12 protein-coding genes are annotated in these 12,830 nt (G+C 59.0%); 4 read left to right on the top strand and 8 right to left on the bottom strand.

The features are described from left to right. Positions 1 to 13 precede the first annotated feature (13 nt). The 3 genes from hemH to AC097W_RS03955 all read left to right on the top strand — a co-directional run bounded on the left by hemH (position 14) and on the right by AC097W_RS03955 (position 3,295). The gene (gene hemH / locus AC097W_RS03965; protein ID WP_479601009.1) at positions 14 to 1,105 is read left to right on the top strand and encodes a ferrochelatase; all 1,092 of its coding nucleotides are present in this window, start codon (positions 14 to 16) and stop codon (positions 1,103 to 1,105) included. 229 nt (positions 1,106 to 1,334) lie between these two features. Continuing rightward, positions 1,335 to 2,021, top strand: coding sequence for a glycine zipper 2TM domain-containing protein (locus AC097W_RS03960; RefSeq protein WP_479601008.1), 687 nt, complete (start codon positions 1,335 to 1,337; stop codon positions 2,019 to 2,021). Then, positions 1,976 to 3,295, top strand: a complete 1,320-nt coding sequence (locus AC097W_RS03955; protein WP_479601297.1) for a D-serine ammonia-lyase — start codon at positions 1,976 to 1,978, stop codon at positions 3,293 to 3,295. The genes AC097W_RS03960 and AC097W_RS03955 overlap by 46 nt, the downstream gene beginning before the upstream one ends. Here the strand turns inward: AC097W_RS03955 and AC097W_RS03950 are convergent. The 7 genes from AC097W_RS03950 to AC097W_RS03920 all read right to left on the bottom strand — a co-directional run bounded on the left by AC097W_RS03950 (position 3,273) and on the right by AC097W_RS03920 (position 10,621). Continuing rightward, entirely contained in the window at positions 3,273 to 4,142 is an 870-nt protein-coding gene (locus AC097W_RS03950; RefSeq protein WP_479601007.1) for an alpha/beta fold hydrolase, read from the bottom strand. The genes AC097W_RS03955 and AC097W_RS03950 overlap by 23 nt on opposite strands. Continuing rightward, positions 4,139 to 5,218, bottom strand: coding sequence for a branched-chain amino acid ABC transporter permease (locus tag AC097W_RS03945; RefSeq protein ID WP_479601006.1), 1,080 nt, complete (start codon positions 5,216 to 5,218; stop codon positions 4,139 to 4,141). The genes AC097W_RS03950 and AC097W_RS03945 overlap by 4 nt, the downstream gene beginning before the upstream one ends. A gap of 11 nt (positions 5,219 to 5,229) precedes the next feature. Beyond that, positions 5,230 to 6,213: a branched-chain amino acid ABC transporter permease gene (locus AC097W_RS03940; protein ID WP_479601005.1), complete on the bottom strand. Its 984-nt coding sequence runs from the start codon at positions 6,211 to 6,213 to the stop codon at positions 5,230 to 5,232. After that, positions 6,210 to 6,950: an ABC transporter ATP-binding protein gene (locus tag AC097W_RS03935; RefSeq protein WP_479601004.1), complete on the bottom strand. Its 741-nt coding sequence runs from the start codon at positions 6,948 to 6,950 to the stop codon at positions 6,210 to 6,212. Before AC097W_RS03935 ends, AC097W_RS03940 begins: the two co-directional genes overlap by 4 nt. Continuing rightward, positions 6,947 to 7,729, bottom strand: a complete 783-nt coding sequence (locus tag AC097W_RS03930) for an ABC transporter ATP-binding protein (protein WP_479601003.1) — start codon at positions 7,727 to 7,729, stop codon at positions 6,947 to 6,949. The genes AC097W_RS03935 and AC097W_RS03930 overlap by 4 nt, the downstream gene beginning before the upstream one ends. A 67-nt stretch (positions 7,730 to 7,796) precedes the next feature. Next, entirely contained in the window at positions 7,797 to 8,936 is a 1,140-nt protein-coding gene (locus AC097W_RS03925; RefSeq protein WP_479601296.1) for a substrate-binding domain-containing protein, read from the bottom strand. 227 nt (positions 8,937 to 9,163) lie between these two features. Beyond that, positions 9,164 to 10,621: a sigma-54 interaction domain-containing protein gene (locus tag AC097W_RS03920; RefSeq protein ID WP_479601002.1), complete on the bottom strand. Its 1,458-nt coding sequence runs from the start codon at positions 10,619 to 10,621 to the stop codon at positions 9,164 to 9,166. Positions 10,622 to 10,715: 94 nt separating this feature from the next. Here AC097W_RS03920 and AC097W_RS03915 point away from each other — a divergent pair, with 94 nt between their 5' ends. After that, a complete protein-coding gene (locus AC097W_RS03915; RefSeq protein WP_479601001.1) occupies positions 10,716 to 11,117 on the top strand; it encodes an RNA-binding S4 domain-containing protein in 402 nt (133 codons plus the stop codon). A gap of 49 nt (positions 11,118 to 11,166) precedes the next feature. Here the strand turns inward: AC097W_RS03915 and AC097W_RS03910 are convergent, their stop codons facing one another. Next, positions 11,167 to 12,744 carry a bifunctional aminoglycoside phosphotransferase/ATP-binding protein gene (locus AC097W_RS03910; RefSeq protein WP_479601000.1) on the bottom strand — a complete coding sequence of 526 codons (1,578 nt, stop codon included), beginning with the start codon at positions 12,742 to 12,744 and terminating at the stop codon, positions 11,167 to 11,169. Between the last annotated feature and the right edge of the window lie 86 nt (positions 12,745 to 12,830).

Here is a 12,830-nt window from a genome sequence, read left to right as displayed (position 1 = left end):
GGGAGAATACCCCATGCCTTTTGAAAAAGAACCCCCCTACTCCCATGGCCAGACGCCGCGTACTGCCATCCTGTTTTGCAACCTGGGCACGCCCGATGCCCCCACTCCTGCGGCCGTGCGCCGCTACCTGGCGGAGTTTTTAAGCGACCACCGGGTGGTGGAAATCCCGCGCCTGCTGTGGATGCTGATCCTGCACGGCATCATTTTGCGGTTTCGCCCCGCCAAGTCGGCTGCCAAGTACGCCAGTATCTGGACGCCTGAGGGCTCGCCACTCAAAATATGGACCGAAAAGCAGGCCAAGCTGCTGCAAGGCTGGCTGGGCCAGCGCAACCACCAGGTCAAGGTGCGCTATGCCATGCGCTATGGCAGCACGTCGATTGCCTCCCAACTCGATGCCATGAAGGCCGAGGGCGTAACCCGCGTGCTCATCGTGCCGGCTTATCCGCAATACAGCGCCACTACCACGGCCAGCCTGTTTGACGCGGTTTACACCTGGGCGCTCAAAACACGCGCGCTGCCTGAGTTGCGGTTTATCAACCACTACCACGACGATGCGGGTTATATCGCCGCACTGGCTGCCAGCATTCAGCGCCACTGGAAGGCCCATGGTCGACCCGACCAGTTGGTGATGAGCTTTCATGGTGTACCTGAGCGCACCCTGCATCTGGGTGACCCCTACCACTGCGAGTGCTTCAAAACCGCGCGCCTGCTGGGCGAGAAGCTGGGCCTCAGCAAGGACCAGTACAAGGTCACCTTCCAGTCCCGGCTTGGGCGTGCCAAGTGGCTGGAGCCTTACACTGAACCCACGCTGATCGCGATGGGCAAGGCGGGGGTGAAGCGGGTCGATGTGGTGTGCCCCGGCTTTACCAGCGACTGCCTGGAAACACTGGAAGAAATCAGTATGGAAGCCCGCGAAGCCTTTCTGCACGCGGGTGGCAAGGAATTCTTCTACGTCCCCTGCCTGAACGACGACCCTGAGTGGATCACCGCCCTGTGCAATGTGACCCAGCAGCATCTGGCCGGCTGGCCTACCCAGGCTGAGCCGGACACCAGTGCCATGGCAGCGCAGCGCGCGGCAGCGCTGGCCCTGGGCGCAAAGCAGTAGGCGAAAGATCTTCACCGGCTGTTCCGCTATATTTTTTATAGCTGCTTGCGCATATTCCACGGGGGCTAGAAGCCTATTTAATACCGACCGCCATACCGTGGTCAACCGACCCGTGCCCGTGAAACGTTAATGGAGTTGCGGGTCTTTACCCGACCTTCATCAAACTTCAACGCATCGGATGGTGCACTGGAGCATGCTGGAGCCACTTATAAACTTCGAAGTTGCTATCGTGAAAAAACTACTACTGGTAACCGTGTCGGTCGCTGCAAGCGGGTTCTGCTTCGCGCAGGATATGGGCGGCGCAGTGGGCCGGGTCATTTCTTCCACACCCATCATGCAGCAGGTGGGGGTTCCCCGACAGGTGTGTTCTACCGAGCAAATCGAGGTACAACAGCAAAAATCCGGTGGTGGCGCGGTGATGGGTGCCATTGCGGGCGGCGCCCTTGGCAACGCCGTGGGTCAGGGCGCTGGTCGGGCTGCTGCCACCATGCTGGGCGTTATCGGTGGTGCGGTCGTAGGGGACCGTATTGAAGGTGCGCCACCTGCGCAGTACCAAAACGTTCAACGGTGTTCATTGCAGAACTCCTATGAAAACCGGGCTGTGGGCTACAACGTGGTCTATGAATTTGGTGGCAAGCAGTACGCCGTTCAAATGCCGCAAGACCCAGGTCCGACCATTCAGTTGCAGGTTTCAGCCGTGGGCGCCAGCACCCAAATGGCCGCGCCTGCCAATAACGTGATCCAGACCCAACCCGTCTACGTGCAGCCTTCCAACGTCATCGTGACCCAGGAGGCCTATCCGACGTACTACACGCGTCCCTACTACCGTCCCTATTACCCACCCGTTTCCATTGAATTGGGGTACGGGTACTGGGGTGGTGGCTACCGGGGCCATGGCCACGGCCACTGGCGTTGATTCTTCAATCGCTGTCGGCTGCCCGCCCGCTGCTGTGGATCAACCCGCATCGGACGGCTGAGCCGCCAGCAACCACGGTGGTGGGTGATACCCCGCTTGGCCTGCCCGACATGCAGGCCGCGCAGGACCGGTTCGAACGCTTTGCCCCTTTACTGGCAGTGCTGTTTCCCGAACTGGCTGCCTCCAATGGCCTCATCGAGTCGGCCCTAGTGCCTGTGCCAGCGATGCAGCGCGCTCTGCACCTGCCGCCTGCGCAAGGTCGACTATGGGTAAAGGCTGATCACAGCCTGCCCGTGGCAGGCTCGATCAAGGCCCGCGGTGGCTTTCATGAAGTGCTGGAACTGGCCGAGCGCCTGGCGTTGCAACACGGCTTGCTTCAACCCGGCGACGACTACCGCGCACTGGCGCAACCACCCGCACGTGCGTTATTTGCCCAATACCAGGTCGCGGTGGGCTCCACAGGCAATCTGGGCATGGCTATTGGCGTGATGGCGGCCGCCTTGGGATTTCGCGCCGCGGTGCACATGTCCGTTGACGCCAAAGACTGGAAAAAAGAGCGCCTTCGACTGCGGGGGGTGCAGGTAGTCGAACACGCGGGGGACTACGAGCAAGCGGTGGCCGCAGGACGCCAACGGGCCGAAACAGACCCCCTGTGCCATTTTGTTGATGACGAGCGCTCGCTCTCTTTATTGATTGGCTACAGCGCCGCAGCACTGCACCTGCGCACCCAGTTGCAGGCCCAGGAGGTGGTGGTCAATGCCGACCACCCCTTGCTGGTGTACCTGCCCTGCGGAGTCGGCGGCGCACCGGCCGGTATTGCCTGGGGCCTGCACCAGCTCTACGGATCCCACGTTCACTGCTTTTTCGCTGAACCCGTGCAGTCACCGTGCTTTCTGCTGCAGATGCTGTCGCCTGTCGACAGCCACCGTTCAGTTTATGACGTGGGCCTGACCAACCAGACGGAGGCTGATGGTCTGGCGGTACCCCGTGCGTCCTTGCTGGCCGCCCAGATCATGCGGCCCTTGTTGGCGGGCGCGTTCACGGTTGAAGACCAAACGCTTTTTGATCACCTGGCTATGGCACTAGGCACCGAGGGTTTGCGCCTGGAGCCCTCTGCCGCTGCGGGTTTTAGCGGGCCACTGCATTTGCAGGGCAACCCGCTGGCCCATGCCGGCGCCAACCATGTGGTGTGGACCACCGGTGGCCTGCTGGTGCCAGAGGTACCGTACCAGGAATTTTTGAAGCGGGCGACTACGCAGCAGCCCCGGCAATAAACGCCGCTACGCTGTCGAGCTGCGACGGCACATTGAGCGCCGGCGCGTGGCCGCAGCCGGGCACCTCCACCACCTGCAAAAGCCCCGCCGCCCCCGGACCACGCTGCTGCATGGTCTGAAGGGTCTCGGGCAACACCAGATCCGACTCGGCACCGCGAAGGCACAACACCGGGATTTGCAATGCGTCGTAGTGGGGCCAGATGTCGTAGTCGTTCGGATGGCTGATGAACTGCTGCACCATGGCCGGATCGTAGTGCGGCGTCACCCGGCCATCGGGCAAGCGGCGGGTGGACGTTTCGGTCAGGCGGCGCCACTGCACATCGCTCAACCACCCGTAGGGTTTATAAACCTGGCGGAAAAAAGCTTCCAGTTCAAGAACCGTTGCAAACGCGGGCGGACTGCCGGCATAGCTGCGGATACGGTCGATGGCCGTTTGCGCCAACTCGGGCGCATTGTCATTCAAAGTCAGGCTTTGAATGCGCGCTTTCATCGAGGGTTCAAACAGGCCCGACGCGCACACCGTGCCAATGGCGCCGCCCATGGAAGTACCGACCCAGTGGGCGTGTTCAATGCCCAATTGGTCAAAAAGCCGTGCCGCAATGCGGGCATAAAACGCCAGGCAGTACTCTTGATCGGGTTGCGGGCTCCACTGGCTCAAACCGCGACCGATGGTGTCGGGGCATATCACTCGGTACTGTGTGCTGAGATGTGCGGCCAGTTCGTCCATGTCGCGGCCGGTGCGGGCCAGGCCGTGCCAGGCAATCACCAGCGGTGCCTCAGGCGAGCCCCATTCGGTGTAATGGATTTCGCGTCCCGAGCAGGTGATGTACCGGGACGAGAAACTCATACGCAACCTCGTTTGTTGATCGACGCAGTCCGCAAGCGCCCCACGACACCGGTTGGAAAATAGTAAACCGACAGCACAAACAGCACACCCAGCCAGAGCAGCCAGCGGTCCGGTGACAACAATGCAGATAACCAAGGCAGCGAACTGGTCGCCTCGCTAACCACGCGCAGCAAATCCTGCAGATAACTCTGCGCCACCAGGAAGAGTGCCGCGCCAATGACCGCGCCATACATCGTGCCCATGCCACCGATTACCACAATCAGCAACACATCCATCATGATTTCAAACGAAAGCGAGGTATCAGGCCCGTTGTAACGCAGCCAGAGCGCCAGCATGGCACCCGCCATACAGGCAAACAACGCTGACAGAATGGCGGATGTGGTGCGGTACACCACCACGCGATAGCCAATGGCTTCAGCCCGGAATTCGTTTTCGCGAATGGCTTGCAGCACCCGGCCAAAGGGTGAATTCACGATGCGCAGCAAGGCCAAAAATAGCACTACTGCCGTTACAAAAAGCAGATAGTAGCACAGCAAGCGGCCATCCAGCGACACACCCAGAAAAGGCGTTTCGCTGAATTCAAAACTGGGCGACAGCACCTCGGGCACTTTGAAGGACAAGCCATCCTCACCGCCCGTGATTTCGTGCAACTGCGACGCCAGCGTCAAAAATGCCGATGCCACAGCCAAGGTGATCATGGCAAAAAAGATCGCTCGCACCCGCAATGAAAACAGCCCTACCACCAGCGCCAGCGCAAACGACAAAGCCAATGCGCCGCCAAGGCCCACAGCCAATGCTTCCCATGTGGCGCCCATGCGGGTGGTGGCCACTGCAATGCCGTAAGCACCAATGCCAAAGAACATGGTGTGCGCAAAGCTGACAATGCCGGTGTAGCCCAGCAACAAGTCAAAACTCGCTACCAGCACAATGAACACCAGCACTTTGGCAGCCACATTGAGCGCTTTCACGCCAGGGAAAATAAAAGGCGTCAGCGCCAGTGCCAATACCAGCAGCACCAGCAAAGCAGCCAGCCAGCGGCTGCGCGGCATGTCATTGGAGAGGATTCGATGCAACATGAGAATGCCTCTTATCGGTTGGCTACGGGATACACACCCTGTGGCCGCCACAACAGCACGCCCACCATGAGCGCTATATTGGAAAACAGCGCGACCTTGGGCGCCAGAAAGCCGGTGTAGTTGGCCATTAACCCCACCAACAAGGCGCCGATCAGTGCGCCACCGGTTGAACCCAGCCCACCGATGATGATGACGACAAAAATCAGTACATTGACCTGTGCGCCCATCTGCGGCGTCACCGTTTGCTGGTACAGGCCCCACATCACGCCGCCCAGCCCAGCCAGGCCGCTGCCCACCACAAACACACCCACAAACAGGCGCTTGATGCGGTAACCCAGCGACTCCACCATTTCTCGGTCTTGCACACCCGCGCGGATCAGCAGGCCGATCTTGGTACGACTCAACACCCACGCCAGTGTGGCAAACACGGCCAGCCCCACCACCACTGCCATCAGGCGGTATTTTTCGATGGCGGCATCACCCAACAGTACCGAACCGCGCATGCCTTCAGGCAAAGGTAGTGGAATCTGCGCCGGCCCCCAAATCACTTTGATGAGTTCTTCGCCAATAATCATGCCGCCCATGGTGATCAGAATCTGCTTGAGGTGCTGGCCGTAGACCGGCCGCACGATGAAGCGCTCAAACGCGAGGCCCACGGCACCCGCCACTGCCATGGCCACCAGCATGGCCGGGAAAACTGCCACCAGGTTGCGCCAAAGCACGTCCGAGCTGGTCCAGTCGCCCATGGCGCCCATCACAGCGGTGGCCACAAAAGCCCCGAGTGCGATGAACACGCCGTGGCCGAAATTGAGCACGTCCATCAAGCCAAAAACAAGGGTCAGGCCTGAAGCAATGATGAAGATGATCATGCCCATGGCCAGCCCGGCCACCGTCAGGGTCAACCAGGTGGATGATGAACCAATGAAAGGCATCACAAGCACTGCCAACAGCGGAACAAGCACGAGCGGCTTCCAGTCAAAGTCAAGATTTTTCATATGGCTAACCCCAGCAAGGCATGCTGCATGTCTTCGTTGTCCGCCAGCTCCTGCATGGAGCCGGCGTGCACGACACGGCCGTTATCCATCACAGCCACATGGTCACCCAAGCGTTTGGCGAAGCTGATGTTTTGCTCCACCAGCAAAATGGTAGTTCCGGTTTGCTTGAGCTGCGCAAAGGCATCAATCATGTTGTTGATGATGGCCGGCGCCAAACCTTTGCTGGGCTCATCCACGATCAACAGTTTGCGGGGCTCAACGATCGCGCGTGCCACCGCAAGCATCTGTTTTTGTCCGCCCGACAGCTTGCCTGCGGGGTGGTTCCAGAATTTCTCCACAGCGGGAAAAAGTGAAAAAATCCAATGCAAGCGCTCTGAGTCCATCTGCTGAGCGCGCTTGGCCGAACGCGCTGCCAGCAGCATGTTTTCCTTCACCGTCAGATCCGCAAAGATGCCCATGTTTTCGGGCACATAGGCAATGTCCATACCGGCGATTTGCGGCGTCTCAACCGCCGTAATGTCGACGCCATCGAATACGACCTTGCCTTGTGATGCGTGCCACAAGCCCATGATGGTTCTCAGCGTAGTGGTCTTGCCCGCACCGTTGCGCCCCAGCAGCATGGTGAGCTGACCACGCGGTACCGCCAGGTCCACCCCGTGCAGGATGTGATACGAACCGATGTGGGTGTGCACGCCTGACAGGGTCAACAAATTGTCATGAGGGTGGAGGTTGCTCATACGCCGTCCTCCACTGTCGCAGCGCTGGGACTGATGCCCAGATACGCTTCCTGCACCACGGGCGATGCGATCACCTCCGCAGGATCACCATCGGCCACCAGCGAGCCGTTGTGCAACACGATAATGCGGTCCGCCAATTCACGCACCACGTCCATCTTGTGCTCCACCAGCAGAATGGTTTTGGTCTTGTCTTTTTTAAGCGCGCGGATCAGGTTGAGAATTACCGGTGCCTCATCGGCGCTCATGCCAGCAGTTGGCTCGTCAAACATGAATACGTCGGGGTCCAGCGCCATCAGCAACGCCACTTCCAGCTTGCGCTGGTCACCATGCGGCAGGCTTGCGACTGGCAAGGTCTGTTTGTCCATCATGGATACCGCTTCCAGAATTTCCAGCGCACGACGCGTCAGGAGCGCATGGTCGCTCCAGATGCTCCACAGGTTCAGTCCCCGCCAATGCGGCCCAGGCTTTGCCGCCTGCACTGCGAGGCGCACGTTCTCCAGCACCGACAGATGCGGAAACAAATTGGTCAGCTGGAACGCCCGCCCTAATCCGGCCCTGGTGCGCGCCGAAGGACTGAGGCCGGTCAAGTTGCGGCCATTCAAAAAAACCTCACCTGCAGTCGCCTTGAGCTGACCCGAGATCAGATTGAAATAGGTAGTTTTACCCGCACCATTGGGGCCAACAATGGCGGTCAACGTGCCCGGCTGAAAAGTGCAGCTGACAGCATTCACCGCCACGTGTCCGCCGAAGCGAATCGTGAGTTCTTGGGTTTGAAGCATGGTTCAGAACTCCCCCGAACAGGGGGAGCCTCGAGGCGACTGGCCGATGGGTTGGCGGATTTGCCGATTAACGCTTGTTGCGGATCGGGATGTTCATCTCTTCGGCCTTGATCTCGTGCACGAGCTCAGGCACGCCCCAGGCAAACGCCGGGTCCACCTTGATCTTGAAGTGGTACATGCTTTGCATGGCCTGGTGGTCTTCCTTGCGAAAAGTCATCTTGCCTTTGGGTGTGTCAAAGCTCATGCCTTCCATGGTCTTGATCAGGGTGTTGGCCGAGGTGTCGCCCTTGCTGGCATTGAGCGCGGTCACCACCGCCATGGCTGCTGAGAAACCACCGGCGGTAAAGAAGTCAGGCGGCGCCTTGAACTGGCTGTAATGGCGGGCGACCATGGCCTCATTCACCGCATTTTTTGGCATGCCAAAGTAGTAGTACGCGGCGCCTTCCATGCCAGGGAACTGCTTGAATGCCGTCATTACTGGAAGGATGTTGCCACCGGTCGCGATTTCAATGCCATGGCGCTTGAGGTCCATATCGGCAATCTTGAACGGATTGCCGCCAGCCCACAAAACAAAAATGACCTTTCGACCCGGCAACTCTTTGAGTTTGTCGATCATGCGCTGACCACCTGCGGTGAAGTCGGTTGTAGCGGGAGGAAGGTACTCCTCATGCACCAGTTTGGCCTTCTTTAACGCCTCTTTGAACGCTTTGACGCCATCGCGACCAAACGCGGAGTCTTGCGCCATGGTGACGATACTGACACCGGCCTTGTCCAGCGCAACAGCGTTGGCAATAGCATCCTGCGAACTGTTGCGCCCGGTGCGGAAGATGTATTTATTCCACTTCTCACCGGTAATTGAATCGGCCACCGCAGGCTCCACCAGCAGGATCTTTTTGTATTCTTCAGCCACCGGCAGCATGGCCAGCGCCACGGGCGAGGCGGTAGGGCCCACGGCCAAATCCACCTTGTCGTCACCATAGGCTGCCGCCAGCAGCGACTTGCCTTGATCGGGCTTGCCCTGATCGTCTTTTTCGATCACGACAATTTTTTTACCTGCAACCATCATGGTGCCGCCGGTCGCATAGTCCAGGCCCATCATGAAGCCGGTTGCGGTTTGCTTGCCATAGGCCTCCAGGGGTCCGGTCTTGCTGTAGATGTGGGCAATCCTGATTTCTTGGGATTGCGCAAAAGCGGTGCTGCACACCATGGCAGCGCACAGCCCGGTGGCAACCAGCGTGGCCTTGATAGCCCAGATGGGTTGGTTCATTGTCGTCTCCTGTTGTAGTCTTCTGACATTAAGCTTTTGCACGAAATGTGCCACATTCCAAGCCCTTGATTTCATTGTATTTTTATAGGCTTGGCGGAGGCAATGCTGAAAAATGACTAAAACAAAGACATATTGAATGCATCAAAAAAATACATGTTGTCTGTATTTTAGACACTGTGAAGCCGGGCATACAAGGTCGCCCGCGCGATGCCCAGCACCTTTGCCGCAGCAACCTTGTTGCCCTTGCTCGCCTTCAAGGCTGCATCAATAGCCCGACGCTCCAGATCCGCCACCTGCTGCGACAGGGGGCGCAACAAATGGGCATCGCCTTCCGCCATGACCGCCGGCGCCAGCGGCTGCACGCCGGACTCGCGCAGCACCGTTTCGAGTTGCGTCACCTCGATGCGCGATACATCGCTGCGCATGGCAGCCTGCTCCAGCACATTGCGCAACTCGCGGATATTGCCCCGCCACGGTTGCGCTTCCAGAAGGGCCAGCGCCTGCGCCGACAACTCGGGTGGCTGCAACCCGCTGCGTAGCGCTACATCCTCACCCAGCACCTCCAGCAGGGCTGCGATGTCGCCTCGACGCTCCCGTAGCGGTGGCACACGAATCGGCAACACGTTGAGGCGGTAAAACAAATCCTCACGAAAACTGCCTTCGCGCACCAGTCGGGGCAGGTCACGCGAGGTCGCTGCAATCACCCGCACATCAAACTCAATCAGTTTGTTGGAGCCGAGTGGCTCGATCTCCCCCTCCTGTAGGGCCCGCAGTAATTTGGACTGCAAAGCCAACGGCATGTCCCCAATCTCATCGAGAAACAGGGTGCCACCATGGGCCAGCAGAAACTTGCCGTCTCGCCCCTTGCGGTCGGCGCCGGTAAAAGCACCGGGTGCAAAGCCAAAGAATTCCGCCTCCAGCAGCGTATCGGGTACTGCAGCTATGTTCACGCTGATAAACGGCCCTGCTGCGCGTGCCGATGCCGCATGAATGGCATGGGCCAGCAGCTCCTTGCCGGTACCGGTTTCACCCAGCAGAAGCACCGGGCTGGAGGACTGCGCAGCCCGGCGCGCCTGGCGCTTGACTTCTACGGCAGCGGCACTCAGGCCAATAAAGCTGGCAAACGTGTACTTGGATTGCCGCTTCCCCGTCTGGCGCAATCGCTGGGTGGCGAGCTCGCGACGCGCATCATCCAGATCGCGCTGCAGCAGAGAAAATTTTTCAATCAAGGGCTGCAGCGTGGTTTCGGCATGGTCAAACAACACAATGCCCAGCGCCCCAATCACCAGCCCCGATGCATCCCGCAACGGAATGCGGCTAACCACAAAGGTGCCCGCCCGGTTAGTCAACAAGTCGATGAGAATCGGCTTGCCGGTTTCCAGCACCTGGTGCATCAGGGTGTTTTGCACCACCTGTGACACCGGATGGCCCACAAAGTCGTCCTCGCGCTCAAACCCCAATGCGGGTAAAAAACGCCGGTACTGGTCGTTGATCCAGACGACCCGTGCCTGGCGATCGACCAGCATCATGCCTTCGCTGGCGCTGGAAAACAGCGCGAACATAGAGCGTGCCGCCAGCTCCAGAATGCTTTGGGCGTCGCGCGGCAGGGTGTCATTTTTCTCCATACAAGAATGTTACCCTGACGACCATCTCCACAATTCAGAGAGATCGGACGAACTGGCTGCCCGAACTGTCAGAAAAACACCCTTAAGTACCGCCATGGACAAAACCCGAATCGACAAATGGCTGTGGGCTGCGCGCTTTTTTAAAACCCGGTCACTGGCCACAGATGCCGTGAACCGCGGGCATGTGCAGGTGGCACAACAGGATGTGAAACCATCGCGAGATGTCCGCGTGGGCGACACGCTCACCATCTGGCAGGCCAAGGTGGCGCATACGGTCGTGGTTCAGGGAATCAGTGAACAGCGCGGCCCTGCGCCAGTGGCACAGCAGTTGTATGCCGAGACGCTTGAGAGCCTGCAACAGAGGGCTCAGGCAGCAGAGCGTCACCGTCTGAGCCCTGAGCCCGCTTTGACCCTGGAACATGGGCGCCCAACCAAACGGGATCGCCGCGACTTGCAGAAGACCTGGAATGACCGGTGGAGTGCCTCAATCGATTGACGAATGCGCTCGGCATCAACAACAAACCGCTGATTTCCGTTTCCTGAGACTAGCGCGGCTGCAGTGAACTACGCGCACCTGATACGTCCAGAACGACGCGGTGCTCCTCGCCCTCCAGAGGCTCGATCGTTTGTATCTGCTGAGCAAGCACATCTACAGTGGCCTCTGAGGCATCACGGCCTGACTCCCTGCGGGCCAGAATACGTTCCCGCAATTGCGCGTAGGTGGCCTGGGGCGCCAAAATGGAAAATTCCACGTTGCAGTCCTTGGCCAGTGTCCGAAATGCGTCACGATCAGCTCGCATCAAAAAGGTGGCATCCACGATGACCGACCAGCCTGCTTGCAAGAGGCTTTCTGCCAAGGTTCGAAGATGAGCGTAAGTACGGACCTCGGCGCTGCGCGTGTAAATGCCGCCGCCAGTGGGTGAACCACTTTTTTCGGTCTGACCTAATCCGAACAGGCGTTTTCGCTCCACATCCGAGCGCAGGCGCAATGTGGACGCACGGGCATCGCTTTGCAGCAATCGATTGGTTGCCATGGTCTTGCCACAGGCGGACAGTCCGTGGGTAATCACCAGCCGTGCTGGCGGTGGCGCGGCAATCCGTTGCGCCAGACCAATCAGGGCCTCTGTCTCGCCATAGTCGACATGCATCTGGTCCTGCCGGATTGCAGCCACCTTGGCAAGCACCAAGGCCCGATACACCGCATAAAAGCGCAGCACCTGGGCCATGCCGTAATCGCCGCTGCGACTCAACACCTCATCCACGAACCAATTGGCAAGGCCCGGTTGGGCGTGAGCCATCAAGTCAACATAGGTGAACGCAATGTCGCCCGCGACATCAATCCATCGCAGATCCTCACTGAACTCGATGCAGTCGAACATGCGCACCCGATGGTCAATCAGCACGAGATTTGCCAGATGCAGGTCACCGTGGCATTCACGCACAAGACCCGTGCGCTTGCGTGTCTCCATCAACGGCGCTACGTCCGCAATCTGGTCAATGCTCCTTGAACGAAGCCCTGCAAGACGGGCGCGCACACAGGTATCTGGCAGCAATGACTGCAGATCAGAAAAATTGTCCATTGCCTGCTTCATGACTTCGCGCGGCGTACCAAAGCGCGAGGACGGTGGCGCAATAGCTGCTTTTTCATGAAAGGCCACCAGCGTAGCTGCCAAATCGGACAAATGCTCGCTCCGCAATTCCCCTCTCGCGCACACGCGGTCGAGACGCCCAGACTCATCGAAGCGTCGCATCCGGACTGCATACTCAATCGGTGCGCCAGGTCCTTCAAACTGCGGATCCTGCGGTGTATTGAAGAGGCCCACCACATCCAGATAGATATCTGGCGCAAACCGGCGGTTTAGTCGCAACTCGTCATCGCAAAAGGAATGACGTTGCTCCAGTGTGCTGAAGTCCAGGAAATGCAGTTTGATGGGTTTTTTGATCTTGTAGGCAAAGTCACCCGCGAGGAACACCCAAGAAATATGCGTCTGGATAAGCTCCACCTGGCGCACGCCACCGGGGTAGCGCCGGGGCTCCATCAGAGCTTGAATGAGCTGGGGCAATGCGCGGTCCATCCGCCGCATGATGTCAGCCCCTGCCAATACTGCGTTGATATGGCGCATCTTTTTGTGCACTTAGCTGCTGGCGCTGGAGGAATCTCAAGCGCACGCCTTATGACGTCATGAGGAGTTGCCGTGGCGATAGGGCC

Source organism: Rhodoferax sp. GT1R46 (genome assembly GCF_056521285.1).
This window is presented reverse-complemented; position numbering and strand designations above follow the sequence as displayed.

Bases quoted from the DNA above. Each gene is read 5' to 3' on its own strand.
- hemH (WP_479601009.1), top strand. From the start codon at position 14: ATGCCTTTTGAAAAAGAACCCCCCTACTCCCATGGCCAGACGCCGCGT.
- AC097W_RS03950 (WP_479601007.1), bottom strand. From the start codon at position 4,142: ATGAGTTTCTCGTCCCGGTACATCACCTGCTCGGGACGCGAAATCCAT.
- AC097W_RS03945 (WP_479601006.1), bottom strand. From the start codon at position 5,218: ATGTTGCATCGAATCCTCTCCAATGACATGCCGCGCAGCCGCTGGCTG.
- AC097W_RS03940 (WP_479601005.1), bottom strand. From the start codon at position 6,213: ATGAAAAATCTTGACTTTGACTGGAAGCCGCTCGTGCTTGTTCCGCTG.
- AC097W_RS03935 (WP_479601004.1), bottom strand. From the start codon at position 6,950: ATGAGCAACCTCCACCCTCATGACAATTTGTTGACCCTGTCAGGCGTG.
- AC097W_RS03930 (WP_479601003.1), bottom strand. From the start codon at position 7,729: ATGCTTCAAACCCAAGAACTCACGATTCGCTTCGGCGGACACGTGGCG.
- AC097W_RS03925 (WP_479601296.1), bottom strand. From the start codon at position 8,936: ATGGTGTGCAGCACCGCTTTTGCGCAATCCCAAGAAATCAGGATTGCC.
- AC097W_RS03920 (WP_479601002.1), bottom strand. From the start codon at position 10,621: ATGGAGAAAAATGACACCCTGCCGCGCGACGCCCAAAGCATTCTGGAG.
- AC097W_RS03915 (WP_479601001.1), top strand. From the start codon at position 10,716: ATGGACAAAACCCGAATCGACAAATGGCTGTGGGCTGCGCGCTTTTTT.
- AC097W_RS03910 (WP_479601000.1), bottom strand. From the start codon at position 12,744: ATGCGCCATATCAACGCAGTATTGGCAGGGGCTGACATCATGCGGCGG.